Consider the following 21214-nt stretch of genomic DNA (forward strand, 5'->3'; position numbering starts at 1 on the left):
ATCCTCATTCCGCTGCTTCCACTTCTCTGCCCAAAAGGGGCAACTGCATCTCAAATACCGCACCGCCGCCCTCGGCATTGCGCGCCATCAGGCGCCCGCCCAGGTCGGTCACAATCCCCGACGAAATCGCAAGGCCCAGCCCCACCCCCTCGCCCGGCTTCTTGGTCGTGTAGAAAGGCTCAAACAGGTTATCCAGATCGACGATCCCGGTGCCGTTGTCGCGCACCGCCAATAGCGCCACATCGCCCGATGACAGGATCAGGTCGATCTGCGCGTCCGACCGGTCCCGCGTCGCATCCAGCGCATTGCGCAACAGGTTGATGATCACCTGCTCCAAACGGATCCGATCCGCCATCACCATCACCGGCGTGCGCGGCAAGGTCCGGGTGATCTTGACCACCCGCAGCTTCAACTGCGGCTCCATCATCGACAAGGCACTGGAAAGACAGGCCCTCAGGTCTACCGGCTCAAACGCCTCACCGCCCTTGCGGGCATAGGATTTCAACTGCCGCGTGATCGCGCCCATGCGTTCAATCAGATCATCAATCCGCTGGAACGACGACAGCGCCTCTTCGGGACGCTTGCGCTGCAACAACAGCCGCGCGCCCGCCAGATAGGTCTTCATCGCTGCAAGAGGTTGATTCAATTCATGACTTACCGCCGCCGACATCTCGCCCAGTGCGGCAAGCTTGGACGATTGCGCCAGCGTCAGTTCCGCCACGGCAAGGTCTTTCTGCACCTTTTCGCGTTCCGCAATCTCGCGCTGCAAGCGCGCGTTCAGCATCCGCAGTTCCGCCGACTCCCGTTGAAAGCTCATGCTTTGCGACCAGGCCTTGCGCGACAGGAAGTAGAAGGTCAGCGCCATCAGAATGGCAAAGCCCATGATCTCCAGCGCGAGGATCCCGTTTACCCGTTCCCGGACCGAGTCATAGGCCGTGAACGTCACCATCCGCCAACCCCGGAATGGCACCCGCGCCTCGGTCTTCATCACGGCCTCGCCACGCACATAGGCATCGGGCGGCGATTGCGCCCAATCCGCCGTGGCCTGAATGGCCCGGCTCAAAGCCGATGGCGCATCCCGCACCGCCAAAGCCTCTTCCATGGGCAGGCCACGCCAGCGTGGCTCCGTCGCGAGGATCACAGTCCCCTCGCTGTCGGTGACCATCACCGCATCCTGCAATCCGGCCCAGGCGCGTTCGTATTTCATCAGATCGACCGCCACAACGATCACGCCGCCGGCCTTGCCATCCATCATCACAGCCCGCGAATAGGTGAAGTCGAACCCCCCACCCTCCCGCGCCTGCGCGGTAAACACCGTGTCCTTGTTGCGCACCGCTTCCACGAAATAGGCTCCTGCGCGGTGGTTCGTCCCCAACAGGTTGCGGTTCGTCGCCGCCACGGTGCGCCCATCCGCATCAATCAGCATGATCGACGCAACGCCGATCTCGGATTGCACACGGATCAGCTTTTGGGATGTGTCAGGATAGTTCCGCGCGCGCAGTGCCTCGATCAGCGCCGGATCGCCCGCCAGCAACAAAGGCACGACCGACGTGCGCTGCAATTCGGAAACCATGTTCCCGGAATACAGTGCGATGCGCAATTCCGCCCGGTTGCGGGTCGTCTCGGTGAACCGATCCGACAGCCAGCGATTGGTCACCAGCACGATGCCGACCGCCAGAATCACCATCAGGCCAATCGCCAGTTTCACCCGCCAGGAAATGCCCGGCGCGGCCTCGGTATCAGGGATCGGATGGGTGCCATCGCTCATGGCGGTAATCTAGGCCCGCCCAGCCCCCCGCTTCAAGCAGAGGGGCCAGAAGCCCCCGTCAGGCAAGCGCCAACCCGCCCAAAAGCGCCGTGAACAACGCCGTGCCATCGGTTCCGCCCTGCGCCGCATCCACCACCCGCTCCGGATGGGGCATCATTCCCAACACGCGGTGATTCTCGGACAGGATGCCCGCGATATCGGCCATCGACCCGTTCGGGTTGCCTGCATAGGTGAATGCAATGCGGTCCTGATCCTGCAACTGCTTCAGCCCATCGGCATCAATGGTGAAATTGCCATCGTGATGCGCCACCGGAACCGTGATTTCCAACCCGCGCGCATAACCGGCTGTAAAGGCGCTGTCGGTGGTTTCCACGCGCAGCTTCTGCATGCGGCAGACGAATTTCAGCCCCGCATTCCGCATCAGCGCACCGGGAAGAAGCTGCATCTCGGTCAACACCTGAAACCCGTTGCACACGCCCAAAACAAAGCCGCCGCGCGCGGCATGGGCCTTGACCGCTGCACCGATGGGGGATTGCGCGGCAATCGCGCCGCAGCGCAGGTAATCGCCAAAGGAAAAGCCCCCCGGCACGCCCACCACATCAACACCTTTCGGCAGATCGGCATCCTTGTGCCAAACCCGCACCACATCCCACCCTGCCCGTTCAAAGGCCACCGCCAGATCACGGTCACAGTTGGAACCGGGGAAGGTAACGACAGCAGCCTTCATCATGCATCCTTTCGGAAATGGCAGCGGGATAGGCGCCGATTACCGCAATCCCTGCCTCGCTGCCACTGGAAAAGCTGGCCGTTCAGCTTTGCGGCCGGGTCTTTTTCGGGTCGTAATGCGACAGCGGCACGATCACCGCTGGCAGGCGCTTCTGATGGCCGTCCAGCTTGCCCACCTCGACCGCCGTTCCCACCTCGGCATGGGCCACATCCACCCGCGCCAGCGCGATGTTCTTGCCCAAGAGCGGCGAACGCATGGAAGAGGTCACCTCGCCCACCTGTGCCCGGCCGATGTGGATGCAATCGCCATGGCCCACATCGACAGCGGCGTCGATCTCCAGCCCCACGAATTTCCAACGCGGGTTTTCCTTGCGCCGGATCAGCGCGTCGCGCCCGATGAAATCATCGGTCTTGGATTTGAGCGGCACGGTGAACCCAATCCCGGCCTCGAACGGATCGATTTGGTCGCTGAAATCGTAACCTGCGAAAATCAGCCCGGCCTCGATCCGCACCATATCCAGCGCAGCAAGGCCCATGGGCCGCAGCCCCAGATCGCGCCCATGGTTCCATATAGCATCATATAGTTCGGTACCGTCCTTCGGATGGCAGAACACCTCGAACCCCAGTTCGCCGGTGTAACCCGTGCGCGACACCACCACCGGCGCACCGGTCGGCCCGCCGACACGGCCGATGGTGAAACGAAACCAGCCCAGTTCATCCACTGTGGGCTGATGCGCGGCGGTCCAGATCATGCGGCGGATGATCTCGCGGCTGTTGGGCCCCTGAACGGCAAGGTTGTGCAACTGGTCTGTCGATGACCGCACCATCACCTTCAGACCCAGCTTTTCGGCCTGTTCCCGCAGCCAGATGCCGCCGTAATCATCCCCACCGATCCAGCGGAAATTGTCGCGTCCCAGGCGGAACAGCGTGCCGTCATCGATCATCCCGCCATGCTCATAACACATGGCGGAATAGACCACCTGCCCGATGCTCAGCTTCTTCACATCCCGCGTCAGGGTGTATTGCATCAGGGCCTCGGCATCCGGTCCCGTGACCTCGAACTTCCGCAAAGGCGACAGGTCCAGCACCACCGCCTTTTCGCGGCAGGCCCAATATTCCTCGATCGCGCCATTGGACGAATAGACCTGCGGGAGCCAATACCCCTTATACTCCACCACATTGCGCGTCAGCGCCCCGGTCTTTTCGGAAAACGCGGTGTCCTTGGTCATCTTCGGCTCCGACTCTGGGGTGGCGCGCCATGCAATCGCACGGCTGAACTTTTCCGCCCCCGGATAGGTGCGGACATGAATATCACTCAGATACCAGCCATTCGCAGGCGTCGTGTCATCCGGGCAGGCCGAAGACACACAGACCAGATCCGTCAACGCGCGAAACAGCACATAATCACCCGGACGCGACCATGGCTCATCGGTATAGAGCACGCCGTGCCCGTCGATGCCTGTATTGAAGAACAGGTTGACCGCCATCCAGCCGGGACGCGCCGCCACGTTATATTCTGCCAAGGCACCGTTGAAATTCTCGGAACAGTTCGCATGGCCTGGATAGCCAATGTCGTCATAGTATTTCGCCGCGCAGGCCATGGCGAAAGCGTCATGGCGTCCGACGGTATCCTGCACCACCTCCAGCAGCGGCAGCATGTCCTGATCGAAGTATTTCGAATGCAGGCCCGGCATCGAATAGGCATGGCCCATCAACGTGCGTGACGTGGTCACGTCCAGCGCATGCTCAATCCCCTTGTCCAGCTTCCGCGCGGCAAAGGCTTGAAAATCGGTGCATTGGCGACCATCCACATCGATAATCTGGATATAATCGCCCGCCTTCACGAAATAGGCCTCGGCGGTGGCTGATTTCACCCGCAGATCCAACACCGGATCGGCCAGCGGATCGGGCAGATCAAACTGCTTGACCATCAACAACGTCGATCGGCGAACCGTCACAGTGATGGGCGTGGCGCTGTCTTGCGCATCGGGTGCCATGTCGCTCCCCGGTGCGGCGATCACCAACGCGCCGTCGCGGGTGGCGGTAAAGCTCTCCTCCGTTCCGGCGGGCGTATCCGCCGCAAACAGCGCAATCGCCCCCGCCTTGGCCAGATCGATCCCGCGCCGTTCCAGCCCAAGGCGTAACCCGCCCATTCCGCTGCCCAGCCGCGGCCCCGCTGCCAGCAGCGCCTTCAGCCCCGCCGCATCGGAATTGCCCGCGACGCCCAGAACACCGGCGTCGATCCGCCCCGTGTCATCAGCCGCCACAAGTTCCGCCCGCTGGCCGCCTTCGGGATTGCCGACCGTCACCCGATCCCCCGCGCCCAGCCGGATCAGGATTGCGCCATTTCCCGGCACCTCATAGCGTTCTTGCCCAGAATGCGGCTGCGCTGAAAGGGGCGTAAGGATGCGGCTCGGGCGCGGAGGGCCGGGGATCACCTTGGGGTAAAGATCAAGCATCGCCCTCTCCTGCACCAGAGTTGCATCAGCGTAAAAACTGTTTCACAAAAAGAATATCGACAGCGGTCAAATCGGGCAAGCACCATCACGGAGCATCTTATGCAATCCAACGGGAACAGGCCATGATCTCGCTCTCGCTCGGGCTTCTGGCCGCGCTGTTCTGGGGCTTGCACGATTTCACCGTGCGCCGCATCGGCGGTCGGGCCGATGTGGCGGTCATGGTCGCCGTGGTCACGGCCTTTGGCTTGATACCACTGTTGCCCGTCGCACTCTGGACCGGCGGATGGGATGCAATCGGCCCTGAACAAGCCGCCCTTGCCTGTGCCGCCGGAGTAACGGCAGTGGTGGCCAATTTGGGCCTTTACCGCGCCTTCACCATCGGCCCGGTCAGTCTTGTCGCCCCGATCTGCGGGGCCTATCCGGTGCTGTCGGTCCTGTTCGCCATCGCCCGCGGACAGGACAGCGGCCCGCTTGTTTGGCTGGCAGTGCTGGCCGTCGTTCTGGGCGTCTCCACCGTCGCGCGCGGCGAAGGCGGCACATCCTCAGGCAGCCGCCTTGCCGCCGCCGCATGGGCTTCGCTGGCCTGTGTCAGCTTCGCCCTGACCTTCGGCCTTGCGCAATGGTCCGCGGAAACGGGCGCGCATCTGCCTGCCGCCGCCATCACGAGGATCACTTCGCTGGGCATCGCGCTGATCTGGCTCGCTCAGCGCCGCCCCGGGTTTGGCGGAATAGCTGGCATCTGGCCGGCGCTGTTCCTGATGGGCTGCCTTGATGTCGGCGCCCTGACCGCTGTCACTCTGGCGGGCGGGCTGCCCAATGCCGAGTTTGCAGCCGTCGCCTCGTCCATCTTCGGGATCGTCACCATTCTGCTGGCGTGGAGATTCCTAAATGAACCGATGCGCCCTTCCCAATGGGCAGGCGTTGCTCTGGTCTTTGCCGGGATTGCCACGTTGGGGTTGGCATGATCATTCCGACGGAGGCAAAGCCCCCGTCAACCCACGCAATCCCACCAACCGCCGCCGCTCATCCGCAGGGTTCACGCCGAACGCCTCGGCATAATGCCGCGTCATCGGGGTGGAACTTGCATAACCCACCGACAGCGCAATCTCAGTGATCGACTGGGTGGAATAGAGCACCTTCTGCCGTGCCTTTTTCAACCGCATCAGACGATAGTATTTCAACGGGCTTTGCCCTGTCGCCTGCTTGAAGCTGCGTTCAAGATGGCGCTCAGATATCCCAAGAGATTCAGCGACATCCCCAATCTGCACAGGGTCTTCAATATGATCCGAAAACACACGGATCGCCTGCCGGATCGCATCAGGCAACATGTCATCCGTGCCACCCTGCTTTTGCACCGGCACCTTCTGTACCACATCCTCGGTCCGCACGAACGGATGCTGAAACCAGCAGGCCACCTCTGTCATCGTGTCGCGCCCAAGTTTGTCTTCGATCATCCGCAGCATCATGTCGAACACCGCCCCGGCGCCGCTGGCCGTATGGCGGCGGCGGTCGCGGATGATCACGGACTGGCTGGCCGCCATTTCAGGAAACTCGGACTTGAATGCCGCATCATAACACCAATGCACCGAACAGACATGACCGCCCATCACACCCGACCGCACCAGCGGGAAGATGCCCCCTGAAAACCCACCCAACACAACCCCGCAGCGTTCCATCCAGCGCACCTGTGCATTGGACCGCTTCGGATGGACAAACTGTGATTGCGGCATCGACAGGAAGAACAGGTAATCCATCCCCTGCGCCTCAGTCAGAGTCACGTCGGGATCAAACCGCACCTCGGCGCTGGACCGGATCGGAGTGGCCTCTTCTCCGATCAGCGTCCAGGCAAATTCCTTGCGCCCGACAATCTCATTCGCCGCCCGCAGCGGTTCGATGGCCGATGTCAGGCAGGCCATCGGAAAGCCGGGGAACAGCAGAAACCCAAGCGTCGTCGGCCCCGCAAGATCAGACATCACCCCGCGCTCCGTCAGTCTTCCGGCCACCAGCCCGGCGAGGTTGGGGCGCCATCATCGAACTGGGAAAGAAAGGCCACCATCGTCTCGCGGTTGCGCAAAAAGCCCTTATAGGCGGCCAGATCAGGGTGAATGTCGCGCACCACCCGGTGCAGGCGTCGCGCCCATTTCGGCTGCGTGACCAATTCGTCGAACTTGATCAGATAGCAGCGGATCGGAAAGGCGATGGCATTGGATCGGGGCAGCCGCCACAGCGTCTGCAACTCCACCCGCAGATGCATGCGCTGGCCAACGTTTTCAGGCGTGATCTCGGCCCGCGTCGGTCCCCATTTGGGGTAGTTCTCGGGGCTGGTGTCTAGCAGCGGGTCCACCGTCATCGTCCAGTTGAACCGCCGCACCGGTGCGCCGTGCTGCAATTTCAGCAGGAATTTCAGCGCCCGGTCAAACACGCCCTTTTCATGCGCCAAGGGAACCGGCGCGTGCCATTCGTGGAACCCCATCCCGATGTCGAAATCCAGCGACCAATCCGCCTGCGTGGTCACCATCCCGGCTTCGATCCACAGGTTTTCGTCGCGTTGGTCCTGCAGCGTGAAATCCCCCTGCGTCTGACGGGTGATATATTCCATCGGGCCGTAAGGCAGGGTCGAGGAGTCAAGGAAGGTGAACTTCTGCTCAATCTGCATCGGCTTGTTGATCCAATGCCACTTGTTGCCCTGCCGATGCAGCTCGAACCAGTCGGGGTAATCCCGCGCCTTGCTCTCCATGATCAGCTCCAGCAGATCCCAGCCCGCCATTTCCATATGCGGCAGGGATTGGCAGCGCAGCGGATCTTCCTTCAGCACCAGATCGCGGTCGCGCATCTCGGCCAGATAATGTTCATCCACATCAAAGGCATGTTCAAACACCGATCCGGGGCGGCCGGGCACGTGCGGCTCCATGTTGACCGAATACATGTAATCGTCGCGGTCAAAGGGGAACGGGAAGCGCGCAATCGCGCGGGGCGAGTTGCGGAAGGTGAAATCGTTGCGGAACGTCTCGGTGTTGAACTCGAAACCCATCGGCTCTCTCCTTACCGGTCCAGGACGAGGGACCTGCCCTCGAACCGCGACACACATGGCATGATCTTGGTCTGTCCGGCCTTTTCGTCATCCGACAGCCAGTGGTCGTGGTGGTGAATATGGCCGTCGCAACGGACAACCGCCGTCTCGCATTGCCCGCAGGCCCCGCCACGGCAAAGATAGGGCGCGTCAACCCCGGCTGCCTCAATCGCTTCAAGGATCGACTGCGCAGCCCCCACCTTCACTGTCTTGCCAGAGGCGGCCAGTTCTACCTCGAATGGCTGGCCCACGGGCGGAGCAAGGAACTCCTCGGAATGCACCGTGTTCTTTGGCCAGCCCATAGCCGCGGCGGTGGACTTCACCCAGTCAATCATCCCCTTTGGCCCGCAGACATACAGATGCGTGCCCAGAGGTTGGGTGGATAGCAGGGTTTTCAGATCAATCGCCTCGCCTTTTTCATCCACATAGATGTGAACGCGGTCGGCATAGGCAGCGCGCAGCCGGTCAACATAGGCCCCCAGCGCCAGCGACCGTACCGCATAATGCAACTCAAACCGCTGCCCCATCGGGGCCAATTGCGCCATCAGCGACATGAACGGGGTGATCCCGATGCCCCCTGCAAGGAACAGATGCTTTTTCGCCCGCGCGTCCGCTGGAAACAGGTTGACCGGATAGCTGATCTGCATCTGCATGCCCGCAACCACATGGCGGTGCATGTAAAGCGAACCGCCCCGCCCCGCATCATCGCGCCGGACCGAGATTTCATAGCCCGAAGCATCGCCCGGATCGGACATCAGCGAATAGGGATTCATCCGCCGCGTTCCGTGATCGTCCATGTCGATCACCACATGCGCGCCGCCCGAAAAGGTGGGCATCGGCCCACCATCCGTGCGCACGAACCGAAACCGCGTGATCAACTCGTTGATCTGCACCACCTCGGCCACGGTGACATCAATTCTGGGTGCACCGACGCTCATTTGAAACGCTCCACGGCCGGGGGCACAGTGCCCGGATCTTCTGCGTCAATGTTCACCCCCTGAAATGCGGCAAGGCGACGGGAATAGTGATCGCGCACGAACAGGTTCAGCCCGCAATGCGAACAGGTGTAAGGATCGGTCGTCACATTCTCTGTGATGCCCTTGCAATGCACGCATTGCACCCGGCGCGACAGCGACCCGCGATGTTCGGTCTGCACCGCATCATGCGGCAACCCCGCCTCCATCACATCGCGCTGCGCCAGCCCGATCAGCGTTTCCGTGCCCGCCAGATAGACTTGCAAGCCCATATGCGCATCCGCCAGCACCTTGCGCAGCCGTGACTCGGCGGCCCAGAAGCTGGGGCTGCGATGGCATTGGGCTGCGCCCAACGCTTCCAGCCTGCCGAACAGATCGGTGCCGGTCGGGCCGGGCACATAGATGATATGCGTCTTTGCCAACATCGCGGCGGCATCCGCCCCAGCCTTGGCAAACAGGTCACAGACAGCCTCGGCCCCTTCGCCATCGGCCACGCACAAATGCGCCGTTCCCGGACGCGGCTGCAACTCGCCATAAACCGGGCGGCTGCGGATCGATTTTTCGAATACGGTCTTGCTCATTGCCCTGTCAGTCCCGGCTTTATCCCCGGCTGTGGAAAGGGCGCGCGACATCTCTGCCGTGCGCCCTGTCAGTTTGTCTTATTACTTCACAGTCCGCCGCTTCTTTTCCGGGTCGTAGAAGGGCATCGAATGGGTCACTGCGGCAATCTCGCCATGGGTAGCGCAGTTCACCACCAGCTTGGTGCCATTGTTGGCGCAATCCACAGGCAGGCGGGCGATGGCGATGTTGTGCTTGTTCAGCGGCGAATACATCGCCTGCGTCACCAGCCCCACCTTCTTTCCATCCCGGAACACCGGCGCGCCGTTGCCCGGCACATTGGTGCCATCAAGCTTCAGGCCCCAGATCTTGAACCGTTCCTTGCCCTTCAGCCGATAGTGCTCTTCCGCACCACGGAAACCCACCTTCCCGGGGGATACTGTGAAATCGAGGCCAAGCTCCCACAGCGTATCGCCGGGGCCCTCATCCTCGAACGGGTACATCTCGGAATTGTCGAAGGGGAAAAACAGCAGATAGCTTTCCGTCCGCAGCATATCCAGTGTGGTGAACCGGCAGGGGATGATCCCCATCCCCTTGCCTTCATCCAGAATGCGATCCCAGATCATCGGTGCATCCTGCCCGCGCACGAACAGCTCATACCCCCGCTCGCCCGTGTATCCCGTCCGCGAAATCATCGCGGGCTTGCCGAACAGGCTCGTTTGCATATGCGCGAAATAGGGCAGCTGCCGGATGCCCGGGACGTGCTTTTCCAGATAATCCACCGCCAGCGGCCCCTGAAGCGACAGGTCATGCGTGTTGTCGTCAAACCGGACGGAAACGTCACGCCCCGTTGCGGCCATTGTCAGCTGCTCATGCGCCTGCCCCGACCCGTGCACCACCATGAAGGCATTGGGCGCAAGGCGATAGATCACGCAATCGTCGATGAACTTGCCCTGATCGTTCAGCATGGTCGCATAGACCGACCGGCCCGGCATCAGCTTTTCCATGTTACGTGTCGTCGCACGCTCCACCACATGGCTGGCTGCGGGGCCGGTGATATGCACCTTCTTCAGCCCCGACACATCCATCAGCCCGGCTTTGGTGCGAATGGCCATGTATTCGGCATCCGGATCACTGTCATAGGACCAGGCCGTTCCCATCCCGCTCCAGTCCTCGAGATTCGAGCCGAGCGCGCGGTGCCGGTCACCCAGCGTTGAAAAGCGCCAAGAGTTCGTCATTCCTGTCCCTCCCGTTGGACATTATCTTTCCTCTACCTTCCAACCATCCCCCCTTGAAATCAACCTTCATGTGCAAAAAGTTTTCCTCTCAGGGAAACTTTGCTGCAGGTTGCCGCCCATCCCCAGGATTCAGGCAAGGGGCGCCTCTTGGCCGCCCGGTGATTGGGCAGATCTGCCCGCGCCCGACTGACAGATGGAAAAATCCGATTCTCTGACGCCAAAGCAAAAGGGCGGCCACAAGGCCGCCCTTTCCATTTCGTTCCTTGCCGCAGCCGTCAGCCGGGCAAAACAAAGAACCAGTTCGACCACAGCACCACCGCCGCCCCGGCGATCAGCGCCATGTAGGGCCAGATCCCGGCGCGACGCGGCCCAAGATCGCCGTGATCGCTCAGACCCAGATCTTCCATCGCCTCTTTCGGGAAATGCCCTTTGTCGACGATGTAATGCCGCCAGTAGAAGACCGGCAGGATCAGCGCCGCAAAGATCAACCCGGCCCAGAGCGCGTTGGAATAGCCCCAAACCTTTGCCCCAGCGCCAAGGAAAAGCGCGTTCACGAAGGCCAGTACCGTGTTGATCCCGATCAGCACGGTCGGTGCTTTCCAGGGCCGCTCCATATGCGGCGAGTCGATGCGATGGATCCAGCCCGCGTTCAGGTTCAGGAAGTTGAACAGGATGTAGCCCACGTTCGAAATCGCCAGAACGTAGAAATATCCCCCCACGTCCGACGCCAGCGCCAACAGGATAAGGTTGAAGCCGTAATCCGTCCACATCGCCCCGGTCGGCGCGCCGTTCTTGTTCACCTTGCTCAGGTATTTCGGCAGCCACCCGTCGCGCGACCCTTGGTAGAGCGTGCGCGAAGACCCCGCCATCGCCGTCATGATGGCCAAAAACAGCGCCATGATCATCAGGATCACAAAGATCTGGATCACCAGATTGGACGAACCCAGAAACCCGCCCAGAACCTCGGCGATACCGGTGCCATCCACAATCCCCGTGGCCAGCATCCCGGAATGGCCCAGCACCCCCTGGAACGAGAAGGGGATCAGAAAGAAGAACACGATGCACAGAAGTCCGGAATAGAAGATCGCGCGGAACGTATCGGTCTTTGGGTTCTTCAACTCGCGCGTATAGCAAACCGCCGTTTCGAACCCGTAGGTGGACCAGGCCGCGATGTACATGCCGCCCAGAAACAGCGTCCAGCCGCCGATATTCCATTCGCCGCTGACGCCCGAATAGGCCGCCGTTGGCGGCACGATGTTGGTGACATTCATGCTGTCGATCTGCCCGGTCAGGATCGGCACGATCCCCACCAGAAACAGCGGCACCAGCACGATGATCGCCAGAATCTTTTGCGCCGACGCTGTCGAGGCAATCCCACGATGCTGGATCGCAAAGATGATCGACATCAGCACCGCGCCGATGAGGAAGGTCGAATTCAGATGCAGCGTGCCAAGTCCCGGAACGCTAACGGCATAGGCCTCCCACACCCGGAACGCCGGTGTCAGGGCCGCAACACCATCCGCCGAGGCAACAGCCGCGATCGCATCCGCGACAGCCGTGCCTTCATTCGCCGCCATATAGTCGATCACGGACTGCGTTTCTGCAGTATACGCGGCCATGTTTGCCGCCACCCAGTCCACGACCGCCTGACTTTCCGCCAACGGAATCGGGAACAGCGCGTTCAGGATGTATCCCGCCGCGATCACGCACCCCAACGACAGCACGGGTGACCATGCGAACCAGTTACACCACACCGACAGCGGTGCGATCATCTTGGAATAACGCAGCCAAGCCGTCGCGCCATAGACGGAGGTACCGCCCGACTTGTTGCCGAACATCCCCGCCATTTCGGCATAGGTAAAGGATTGCAAAAAGCCCATGCACATGGACAGCATCCAGACGACAAAGGCCGCCTGTCCCGCCACGCCCGCGATACCGCCGATAGAAAAAAGTACCAGCGGCGGCACACCGGCCGCGACCCAGAACGCGCCCTTCCAGTCCAGCGCGCGGTGAAGCTCGCCGGAGTTTTCAGTTGAAGACATCGAATTACTCCCTCGTTCCCTGTTGGTCCGGCTCCGGGGTGTTCAGCCACCCTCTGTGCCGGTGTTTTGACGGCCGTACCGATGCGGCAGTCTGCATCGGGGCAGCCTTTGCTGTGTCACGCCCGCCGATCAGCCCGGCGGTCGGATGGTCCTTTTCGCCCAATGGCCGCAGGCTGCGGCGCGTGGAACCGGCAATCCGCAGGCTCTGCGCCTGCGTCCCGCTGTCGCAGAAGTAAACACGGCCCATCCCACAAGGCGAGAAAAATTTCATTCAGACTAAAATTTGTTTCCCTCAACTACGCCTTGCGGTGGAAAACTGAAAAGGCCCGGGTTATGCCCGGGCCTTTCCTGTCGGATACTCAGCGCTTCAGCAGAAGGTTCGCGCCTTACTTCACCTTCCCATAGGCTGCCTTTTCGTGGCGTGATCCTGCCACAAGCGCGACGACACACAGCACGATCGACGCGATCAGCCAGATCAGTTCGGTTCCGGCCCCTGCGTAATAGGCACCGTCAACTGCGCTCCAGTCCGTGATATTGGTTCCAATCAGCATGATGATCCTTCCTTTTGCATCCGGTCATTCAGCCGGGGTTTTGGACGCGCCACCTACGCCGAAGAATTCCGGATAGGCCTCGACCGGAACCTTCACCTTGTCGAGACCCAGCAATTCGGCCTCTTTCGGGACGCGCAGCATCCCCAGTTTCTTCAGGATCAGAGACACGACATAGCCGGGAACGAAGCCCAACACCGCCATGACCAACGCCCCGATCACCTGCCCATACAATGTGATCGTCGGCGCGCCTTCGCTTGTCAGCGCGGGATAGCCGCTGGCAAAGATCCCAACAGCAATCACCCCCCACATCCCGACCACGCCATGCAGTGCCACCGCACCCACCGCATCGTCGATCTGCATCTTTTCCACGTATCTCGCCACCAAAGGCATGATCGCACCACCGATGGCAGCGATCACAAAGGCCATCGGCGGCCAGTAGAGATCCAGCCCGCCTGCGACGGAAATGATCCCGCCCAGCGCGCCCGACATCATCCAGAACGGATCATGCGTCAAAACCCAGGCGGCAATGGACCCTCCGGCAAACCCCATCAGGATGTTGAAAGTCATCGCCGAAAGCGTAACCGGCGTGCCGTAGATGGAATGAAACACTCCCTGCCCCCAGGACCACGGCTCACCCGGGAAGATCACGCATCCCATCAGAAAGCCCCAGAACCCTGCGATGATCAGCATCAACCCCACCAACGCCGCCGGCATCGAATGTCCGGCAATCGCATTGGCCGATCCGTCCGGGTTGAACTTGCCCACGCGCGCGCCAAGGTTGATCAGCACGCCCAACGTGAAAAAGCCCGCGATGGCATGCACAACGCCCGATGCGCCAAAATCGTGATAGCCAAGCGAGGTGACCAGCCAGCCATCCGCATGCCATCCCCAGGCTGCACCGAGGATCCAGACAAAGCTGCCCAGCACGATGGCAAGAATGGTAAAGCCGACGATCTGGATGCGCTCGATCAGCGAGCCTGACATGATCGACGCGGTCGTCGCAGCGAACATGGCAAAGGCCCCGAAGAACACGCCCGTTGCGCTGTCGGCCACGTTTGGCCCCATCACCGAACCTGCCGGATTTGCCGCCCCGATGGCATATTCCAACCCCGACGTTCCAACCGGTCCGGGAGCCATGGTAAAGCCAGTGGGAAAGGCCCAATAGATGAACCAGCCCGCATAGTAGAAGGTCGGGATGATGAAAGCGAAGGCGAGGATGTTCTTGATCCCCGACGCCAGCGCGTTCTTGGCCCGCGACGCCCCAATCTCATAGGACAGAAAGCCCGCATGGATCAGAACCATAAGCGGGATGGTCAGATAGTAGAATGTCTCGGCGGTCGTCCGGTTCGTCCCCGCCAAGCTTTCTTTCAAGGTCGCTACTTCTGCCGCTAGGGCGGCGATCTGTTCTTCCATGATTGTTTCCCCTGTTGGCGCTGCCGCTCTGTTACGTGCAGGGCAGCTTGCGCCACAAAGTAAACCACAAGGGTCTGGCCATCCGGACGCGGACTCTTACTCAGGGGCAAATTTGTTTCCGCTGACTCCAATTGTCGCCTACGGATTGGCCTGCGAGCGCCCCGATCAACAGTCTCTTGCACAAAAACCGATCACGTTCTTTATCGACGCCGAAATCAAAAAAGGCCCCGGCTGGGCTGCCGGGGCCTTTGCGTCAGCGCAGTTTGGCGCGTCAGTTCCGCAGATAGCTTTCCATCGAATCTTCCAGCGCATCCTTCCAGGGCGTGTGATGCACCGGTGCCATTGTTCCGGTGATCACCGACTTATAGGCATTGTTGCGGAAGCCCATGATGTCCTTCTTCTTGTGCTCTTTCCACTCGAAGAAGGCCTCGCAGGCACCATCCACGTCAAAGGATGGATAGTCCGTCTCCGCGATCAACTCCTTCACATAGTCGCCCTGATAATGGATGGCGTCATGGGCATCCTGACCGGCATCTTCACCTGCCACCCGATCTTCGACATCCTTCAAAAGCACGGCCTTGTCCGTGGGAATCTCGATCCGCCCCATGACCGCGTCGCGCACCCACCAGGCCTGCGCGTCAAACATGTTGAAGGTGAACCACTGGTCTTGCATGCCCAGGAAGAACAGCTTCGGATTGTTCACCCAAACCACCCCTTTATAGAGGTCAGCCGTCGCCAGCCGGTTCTTGGTCTTCAGCCGCAGGTCATCGGGCAGGAAGGGGAAGTGATGCTTGTACCCGGTGCACAGGATGATGGCATCCACCTTCTTCGACGTGCCATCCGTGAAATAAGCCGTGTCCTCATCCACATGATCCAGCTTCGGCACTTCTTTCCAGTTGTCCGGCCAGTTGAACCCCATCGGCGCATTGCGATAGGCGACCGTGATCGACTTCGCCCCGTATTTCCAGCATTGCGACCCGATGTCCTCGGCAGAATAGGATGATCCAAGGATCAGGATATCTTTGCCGCTGAACTCGCGCGCGTCGCGGAAATCATGGGCATGCAGCAGACGCCCGTTGAATTTGTCAAAGCCCGGATATTCCGGCACGTTCGGCACCGAGAAATGGCCCGAGGCGACAATGACATTGTCGAACTCTTCCTCGTAGACATGGTCCGCCTTCATGTCATGCACCGTCACGGTGAACATGCCCGTATCCGCGTTATAGCGCACGAAACGCACCGGCGTCGAAAAGCGGATCCAGTCCCGGACGCCGGCCTTGTTCACCCGGCCTTCGATATAGTCGAACAACACCGCCCGCGGTGGATAGCTGGCGATCTGCTTGCCGAAATGCTCTTCAAAGGAATAGTCGGCGAATTCCAACCCTTCCTTCGGCCCGTTCGACCAAAGGTAGCGATACATGGAACAGTGAACCGGCTCGCCATGCTCATCCAGCCCGGTCCGCCACGTATAGTTCCACAGACCACCCCAATTCGACTGCTTTTCAAAGCAGACCACTTCCGGGATCTCGGCACCCTTGGCTTTGGCCGACTGGAACGCCCTCAGCTGGGCCAGTCCAGACGGTCCGGCACCAATGACTGCAACACGCTTTTTCAATCTACCCTCCATGTGCATTCTTCTTCGTTGTGCTGGTCCAAAGGCTAAACGCGGCAAGCAATGCGCGTCAAATTATTTTCCTTGCATGAAATTGTTTACCTGAGCTTCAGCTTAACGAACCCCGGCACCACCACCCGCACAAATAGCCCCGGAACAAGGCGCCCTTAGGGGTGCAAGGCATCCCGATGCCGCCGCCTCAACACGAAACAAACGCCCCCCAAAGACAGGATTTCCCGCCCAGAAAGCCAAATCGCCGGATTTCTGCCGTGCTGTGGCCATCATTTGCCCGAAGACAAGCCGTTACGTGATGTTGGTGAAGTGTGTCCCGTGCGGAAGTCCGGCCGTGCGTCTTGCGTTGTGTGCCAGTACAGGCGGACGCCCTCAGGCAGCTGGTTTCAGCATGAAAATTCTTGCCGTCGACGACGACGATACAATCCTTGATCTGCTGGCAGAGGCGCTTGCCCTGTCTGGGCATGAACGTATGGCCCGCGCCCGTTCGGCGCATGAAGCCTTGGGTGTGATCGCCGCAACGACCACACCTTTCGATTGCCTGCTTCTGGATATCCAGATGCCCGGCATGGACGGGATCGCTTTGTGCCGTGAAATCCGCAGCCTGTCGGGTTACACGCATACCCCGATCCTGATGCTCACCGCGATGTCACAGCGCGAATACATCGAACGCGCCTTCATGGCGGGGGCCACGGATTACGTGACCAAACCCTTTGACCTGCTGGAACTCAGCGCGCGGATCGGCATGGCTTACCGCCTTGTCGAAGAACGCAACCGGGTCGAGGATGGCCTGACCACGATTGAACGGCTCAAACGCGAATTGCGCACGCTTCCCGCCCTGTCCCTGACCGATCCGCTTGACCTGGGTCAGGTTCCGCGCACCATCGCCTATCTGTCCTTCGAAAACTACATCCTGTCGCTGACCCGCGCCAAGCTGTTCACGTCGAATGTGATGGCGGTCAAGATTGTCGATATTGAACGCATCCACGCTGAAAACCGCCCGGCCGAATTCATGGCCCACCTGCGCCTTGTCGCGCAGGCGCTGGCCGAGGCGACCGAAGGCGAAGGCAGCATCCTGTCTTACCGTGGCAATGGCACCTTTCTCTGTGTCAGCCACAACCGCAGCCGCCTGACGCCCGAAGACATCCAGATTCACATCAATGACTCGATTCTTGTCGGTCAGGGTGTGTCGGTCATGGTCGGCGATCGCACTTCGCTGGGCGCTCTCACGCGCTTCGGCTCCTTGCAATCCATCAACAAGGCCGCCGCCGCGGTGGAACGCAAATTGGAAACCGTGGGAAAGACGCCTGCCCTGCCCCGTTCCCTGCCGCAACGTTCGCTTGCGCGCTATCGCGGCGAGCAAGAGCGGTCAGCTTATGAAGGCTTGCTGCGTCAGGTGTTGAGCGAAGACCTCGCGCGCCTGCGGGGCGAACTCAATGCAGGCGGGGGTCGAGGTTCATCACAGCGACCTGAACCCTCACACCGTCAAGTTCCATGATCGGACCTGCGGGGTCCGCCCGCAGGCCCAGACGACCGATCCAGCGCGGCCAAACGGCCGGACCGAACGCGATGATCTTTTGGGCACCCAACGACCGTGCGGTGCGAATCATCTCGTACATCAGATCGCCCTGAACCTTCTTCCGAAGCTTTGCGGGCACCGCATTCGACACGAAGATGCGCGAGGCTTCCCAGATCTTCGGATCAACCGGTGCCTCGAAATCCATCAGATCAGATGGGATCGAATCCAGCATGCCCCGCTGGGCATCGCGAATCATGTAGGTGTACATCCCCACCCGCGCCGTGGTCGGCGTCAGGCGCACGCCCGCCAGAACCTCGCCCTTTTCATGCACGGCGATCCAACGGCTGGCTGGGGTATCGTACTGGTCAAACTCCATGCCCTCGGCTTCGGGCAAACGCCAGTTGTTCCTGACAATAAAGGATTTGCGCCTTGCACGCAGCAAATTGACGAAAAGGTCGCCGTGCTGATGCATGTTCTGGAAAGATAGCGTCGTCGTCAGCATTGCCTGTCCTGGTCTCATGGCCTCGTCGTCGCCGGTCAAACGAGGGGTTGCACCCCCTTCGGGCCCTTCGGTCACAGGCATTTCTGCGAACCTTGCATCCCGACGATGCGGAGGAAGACTGACCATGGCGCTCTCAAGTATAAACAATCATTAACAAACTACAGTCACGCCCTTCCGGAAAATCCAACCCATTTCAGCCGAAATCGGGGAATCTGGCAAAACTGTGGCAATTCCGCAAACCGAAAAAATCCTTAGCTTACAACATATTGTGGTCGCAAGCTCAGGCACACCATGTCGGACAGCCTTTACATTTGGCAACATGAATCACCACGCCCTCTGACTGCACTGTTCACATTCGGTAAACAATCTTCCTACGCGCGAAAGATCAAGGGTGAATTCATCTTTTACGCGAATTCCGGCACAGTTCCGCAGGATCGCCATAAATCACCGCAAGAGCACCATAAAATGGTCCAACTGCACGTCCATTCGGATGGTTGTACCGCGCTGTCCGGGCCCTTCTGCCCGACTGCCCCGCAAGGGTAAGGCAGGCGCGGCCAGGATCCGGGGGTTTGGCAATGCCGCGCTACTTTCAGTCGTTCAAGGTCTATGGCGAAGTTGCCGATCTCTTGCTGCTTGAACGCCCCGAGCGGCGGTTGTTGATCGACATTTCGCTGGAACCCGCCCTGCATGAACCGGGCCGCAACCCCTATCCGCATCGCACGACCTTCTGCCTCACAGACCCCGGCCTGATGGAACGCTTCCTGTCCGAGTTCGCCATTGGCGATGCCATTGACGCCGAAGGCACTTTTGCGCAAACGGACTATGTCCCTCATCGCACGACCTGCATCGACACAACCTTCCTGTTGCTGGATTTCCGCCGCTTGGCTGACCCCGAACAGCTCATCCCGGCTCCGGCCGAATTCGCCAAGGACGCCCTGCGTCGGATGCGCCTGCATTGAACAAGAGGCTCGACCAGAGCATGACATCGGCCCCCTATACCGCAGCCCCGGCGACGCCGCGCAATCAACGCCTTTCGGCGGCGATGCGCGTGCGCCGGTATCTGCGTTCGGCGTTGCGGATGGAAACAAGCGCGACCCGGCTTGAGAAGCAGGTCAGAGACTACGTCAATGGCAGCCTCGAGCTGTTCTGGAAACGCCAGACGATCTACGCCGCCGCCGCCCTGCTCTGCGGGTTCTATTACAACCTTCAGGTCGCCGTGCTGTGCTACCTGTTCATCCAGTTCACCGAATTCTGCGACACGTGGCTGTCCTTGCGCATCGTGAAATGGCAAGGCGGCAGCCTGCGCGAGGCGCGGCGTTATCGCGATCTTCTTCTGCTATCAGCCGTGCAAAGCACCACGGCCATCGTGCTCTGGGCCGCCATCGTGGCCTATATGGAGGGGATTTCCTCTCACTTCATGCCGCTGTTCTTCCTGTTCGCAGCCGGTCTGTTTGCCGCCGTGAACAATCACCAGATCCCGCAAATCCTGTTGCTGCGTCTCGTCATGTACGCGGCCGTCTTTCTTTACATCCCGATTGCCGACCTGCTTCAGGTGATGCCGCCGATCCAAAGCTTTCTGTGGCTGCAACTCTTCACTGTCGTCTTCGTGCTGTTCTTCGTGATCGAATGTTCGATCATCTTCTTGCGCCTCTATCGCCGCGGCCTCGACCAGCTTGACGAACTGCGCCTTGAACGCGACCGCGTGCAGGCCGCCTATGAGGTGAAGTCGCAATTCGTATCCGTCGTCAGCCATGAACTGCGCACACCTCTTACTTCGATCAACGGTGCGCTTGGCCTGCTCCGCACCGGCGCCTATGACAATGACCCGGCCAAGGCCCGCAACATCCTTGAGATCGCGCACAAAAACAGCATCCGCCTGTCTGCCCTGATCAACGACCTGCTGGATCTGCAAAAGATCGAATCCGGTCAAATGAGCTATAACTTCGATGAAATCGATCTGGCCTCGATCGTCGAGGAATGCATCGGCTCCATGGAAACCTTTGCGCAGACCTATGGCATCACCTTCGATTTCACGCCGCCCGAAGAAATGGTCATCGTCCACGCTGACCGCGATCGTCTGCATCAGGTGCTGGACAATCTGATGTCCAACGCCGTCAAGTTCTCTCGCCGCGGCGAAACCGTGATCCTGCGCATCCTGACCAAAGCCGACCGTATTCTGGTTGAGGTCGAAGATCATGGCGTCGGCATCCCGCCGGACTCCCGCGAAAAGGTATTTGGCCGGTTCACCCAGGTTGATTCCTCGGATCGGCGCAGCCATGGCGGCACGGGCCTCGGCCTGAACATCGCGCAGGAAATCATGGCCGCTCATGGTGGCACCGTAACCTACACAAGCAAACTCGGCGAAGGCAGCACCTTCGTGATAGATTTTCCGATGAAGGACTGACCGAAAATGACGTTTCATGCCGACGTTCCGCAACATGCTGATATGGCCGCCCGTCTGGCGCCGATCCGTGCCCATTTCATTGGAACGCTGCCGCCGCGTCGCGATCGCCTGTCGGTGTTCCTCGGTCTGGCCCATCCGAACGCTGCACCGCCTGCCATGTTGCGGCAATTGCAGGAAGACGCGCACAAAATCCGCGGCGTGGCCCCGACACTGGGCTTCGAACGGCTGGGGCGCGCTGCCGCTGTGGCGGATGAACTTCTCGATCCGTGGCACGACTCGGACGCAGCCCATCCCGTGACCGATCAGATCATCGCAGGACTCGCTGCACTGCTGGAAGAGATTGAAACGACGATGATCCCGGTCTGA

At 60.4% G+C, this 21214-nt stretch carries 18 protein-coding genes; 5 read left to right on the forward strand and 13 right to left on the reverse strand.

The annotated features are described in order from the left end of the window. Nucleotides 1-4: 4 nt before the first annotated feature. The 3 genes from RSE12_15660 to RSE12_15670 all read right to left on the reverse strand — a co-directional run bounded on the left by RSE12_15660 (nt 5) and on the right by RSE12_15670 (nt 4953). The gene (locus RSE12_15660) at nt 5-1768 is read right to left on the reverse strand and encodes an ATP-binding protein (GenBank protein WRH61792.1); all 1764 of its coding nucleotides are present in this window, start codon (nt 1766-1768) and stop codon (nt 5-7) included. A gap of 58 nt (nt 1769-1826) precedes the next feature. Next, on the reverse strand, nt 1827-2495 hold the full coding sequence (gene purQ, locus RSE12_15665) for a phosphoribosylformylglycinamidine synthase subunit PurQ (GenBank protein WRH64842.1): 669 nt from the start codon (nt 2493-2495) through the stop codon (nt 1827-1829). Between the two features lie 82 nt (nt 2496-2577). Continuing rightward, nucleotides 2578-4953, reverse strand: a complete 2376-nt coding sequence (locus RSE12_15670; GenBank protein WRH61793.1) for a DUF1989 domain-containing protein — start codon at nt 4951-4953, stop codon at nt 2578-2580. A 122-nt stretch (nt 4954-5075) separates the two neighbouring features. On the opposite strand from RSE12_15670, the gene RSE12_15675 reads away from it, so the two are divergent. After that, a complete protein-coding gene (locus RSE12_15675; GenBank protein ID WRH61794.1) occupies nt 5076-5918 on the forward strand; it encodes a DMT family transporter in 843 nt (280 codons plus the stop codon). Here the strand turns inward: RSE12_15675 and RSE12_15680 are convergent, their stop codons facing one another. The 9 genes from RSE12_15680 to RSE12_15720 all read right to left on the reverse strand — a co-directional run bounded on the left by RSE12_15680 (nt 5919) and on the right by RSE12_15720 (nt 16414). Beyond that, nucleotides 5919-6926, reverse strand: coding sequence for a helix-turn-helix domain-containing protein (locus tag RSE12_15680; GenBank protein WRH61795.1), 1008 nt, complete (start codon nt 6924-6926; stop codon nt 5919-5921). It lies immediately after the preceding gene. 14 nt (nt 6927-6940) lie between these two features. Next, nucleotides 6941-7984, reverse strand: coding sequence for a DUF3445 domain-containing protein (locus RSE12_15685; GenBank protein ID WRH61796.1), 1044 nt, complete (start codon nt 7982-7984; stop codon nt 6941-6943). An 11-nt stretch (nt 7985-7995) separates the two neighbouring features. Beyond that, entirely contained in the window at nt 7996-8961 is a 966-nt protein-coding gene (locus tag RSE12_15690; GenBank protein WRH61797.1) for a PDR/VanB family oxidoreductase, read from the reverse strand. Further along, on the reverse strand, nt 8958-9578 hold the full coding sequence (locus RSE12_15695; GenBank protein ID WRH61798.1) for a dimethylamine monooxygenase subunit DmmA family protein: 621 nt from the start codon (nt 9576-9578) through the stop codon (nt 8958-8960). The genes RSE12_15690 and RSE12_15695 overlap by 4 nt, the downstream gene beginning before the upstream one ends. 81 nt (nt 9579-9659) lie before the next feature. Next, on the reverse strand, nt 9660-10793 hold the full coding sequence (locus tag RSE12_15700; GenBank protein ID WRH61799.1) for an aminomethyltransferase family protein: 1134 nt from the start codon (nt 10791-10793) through the stop codon (nt 9660-9662). A gap of 275 nt (nt 10794-11068) precedes the next feature. Further along, on the reverse strand, nt 11069-12835 hold the full coding sequence (locus RSE12_15705) for an APC family permease (protein ID WRH61800.1): 1767 nt from the start codon (nt 12833-12835) through the stop codon (nt 11069-11071). 386 nt (nt 12836-13221) lie between these two features. Beyond that, on the reverse strand, nt 13222-13386 hold the full coding sequence (locus RSE12_15710; protein WRH61801.1) for a hypothetical protein: 165 nt from the start codon (nt 13384-13386) through the stop codon (nt 13222-13224). Nucleotides 13387-13410: 24 nt separating this feature from the next. After that, on the reverse strand, nt 13411-14799 hold the full coding sequence (locus RSE12_15715; protein WRH61802.1) for an ammonium transporter: 1389 nt from the start codon (nt 14797-14799) through the stop codon (nt 13411-13413). Between the two features lie 271 nt (nt 14800-15070). Then, a complete protein-coding gene (locus tag RSE12_15720; protein ID WRH61803.1) occupies nt 15071-16414 on the reverse strand; it encodes an NAD(P)/FAD-dependent oxidoreductase in 1344 nt (447 codons plus the stop codon). Nucleotides 16415-16814: 400 nt separating this feature from the next. Here RSE12_15720 and RSE12_15725 point away from each other — a divergent pair, with 400 nt between their 5' ends. Next, nucleotides 16815-17921 carry a response regulator gene (locus tag RSE12_15725; protein WRH61804.1) on the forward strand — a complete coding sequence of 369 codons (1107 nt, stop codon included), beginning with the start codon at nt 16815-16817 and terminating at the stop codon, nt 17919-17921. On the opposite strand, the gene RSE12_15730 is transcribed toward RSE12_15725, so the two are convergent. After that, a complete protein-coding gene (locus tag RSE12_15730) occupies nt 17857-18525 on the reverse strand; it encodes an acyl-homoserine-lactone synthase (GenBank protein ID WRH61805.1) in 669 nt (222 codons plus the stop codon). The two genes, RSE12_15725 and RSE12_15730, sit on opposite strands and share 65 nt — an antisense overlap. Nucleotides 18526-19019: 494 nt before the next feature. Between RSE12_15730 and RSE12_15735 the strand changes: the two genes are divergently transcribed. The 3 genes from RSE12_15735 to RSE12_15745 are packed head-to-tail and all read left to right on the forward strand — an operon-like array spanning nt 19020 to nt 21214. Beyond that, a complete protein-coding gene (locus RSE12_15735; GenBank protein ID WRH61806.1) occupies nt 19020-19403 on the forward strand; it encodes a hypothetical protein in 384 nt (127 codons plus the stop codon). Further along, a complete protein-coding gene (locus tag RSE12_15740; protein WRH61807.1) occupies nt 19400-20848 on the forward strand; it encodes a HAMP domain-containing sensor histidine kinase in 1449 nt (482 codons plus the stop codon). The genes RSE12_15735 and RSE12_15740 overlap by 4 nt, the downstream gene beginning before the upstream one ends. 6 nt (nt 20849-20854) lie before the next feature. Next, a complete protein-coding gene (locus RSE12_15745; protein ID WRH61808.1) occupies nt 20855-21214 on the forward strand; it encodes an Hpt domain-containing protein in 360 nt (119 codons plus the stop codon).

Source organism: Fuscovulum sp. (assembly GCA_035192965.1).
GTDB lineage: Bacteria > Pseudomonadota > Alphaproteobacteria > Rhodobacterales > Rhodobacteraceae > Paragemmobacter.

Coding starts and splice junctions, on each gene's coding strand:
- RSE12_15660 (WRH61792.1), bottom strand. CDS start 1,768: ATGAGCGATGGCACCCATCCGATCCCTGATACCGAGGCCGCGCCGGGC.
- purQ (WRH64842.1), bottom strand. CDS start 2,495: ATGAAGGCTGCTGTCGTTACCTTCCCCGGTTCCAACTGTGACCGTGAT.
- RSE12_15670 (WRH61793.1), bottom strand. CDS start 4,953: ATGCTTGATCTTTACCCCAAGGTGATCCCCGGCCCTCCGCGCCCGAGC.
- RSE12_15675 (WRH61794.1), top strand. CDS start 5,076: ATGATCTCGCTCTCGCTCGGGCTTCTGGCCGCGCTGTTCTGGGGCTTG.
- RSE12_15680 (WRH61795.1), bottom strand. CDS start 6,926: ATGTCTGATCTTGCGGGGCCGACGACGCTTGGGTTTCTGCTGTTCCCC.
- RSE12_15685 (WRH61796.1), bottom strand. CDS start 7,984: ATGGGTTTCGAGTTCAACACCGAGACGTTCCGCAACGATTTCACCTTC.
- RSE12_15690 (WRH61797.1), bottom strand. CDS start 8,961: ATGAGCGTCGGTGCACCCAGAATTGATGTCACCGTGGCCGAGGTGGTG.
- RSE12_15695 (WRH61798.1), bottom strand. CDS start 9,578: ATGAGCAAGACCGTATTCGAAAAATCGATCCGCAGCCGCCCGGTTTAT.
- RSE12_15700 (WRH61799.1), bottom strand. CDS start 10,793: ATGACGAACTCTTGGCGCTTTTCAACGCTGGGTGACCGGCACCGCGCG.
- RSE12_15705 (WRH61800.1), bottom strand. CDS start 12,835: ATGTCTTCAACTGAAAACTCCGGCGAGCTTCACCGCGCGCTGGACTGG.
- RSE12_15710 (WRH61801.1), bottom strand. CDS start 13,386: ATGCTGATTGGAACCAATATCACGGACTGGAGCGCAGTTGACGGTGCC.
- RSE12_15715 (WRH61802.1), bottom strand. CDS start 14,799: ATGGAAGAACAGATCGCCGCCCTAGCGGCAGAAGTAGCGACCTTGAAA.
- RSE12_15725 (WRH61804.1), top strand. CDS start 16,815: ATGAAAATTCTTGCCGTCGACGACGACGATACAATCCTTGATCTGCTG.
- RSE12_15730 (WRH61805.1), bottom strand. CDS start 18,525: ATGCCTGTGACCGAAGGGCCCGAAGGGGGTGCAACCCCTCGTTTGACC.
- RSE12_15735 (WRH61806.1), top strand. CDS start 19,020: ATGCCGCGCTACTTTCAGTCGTTCAAGGTCTATGGCGAAGTTGCCGAT.
- RSE12_15745 (WRH61808.1), top strand. CDS start 20,855: ATGACGTTTCATGCCGACGTTCCGCAACATGCTGATATGGCCGCCCGT.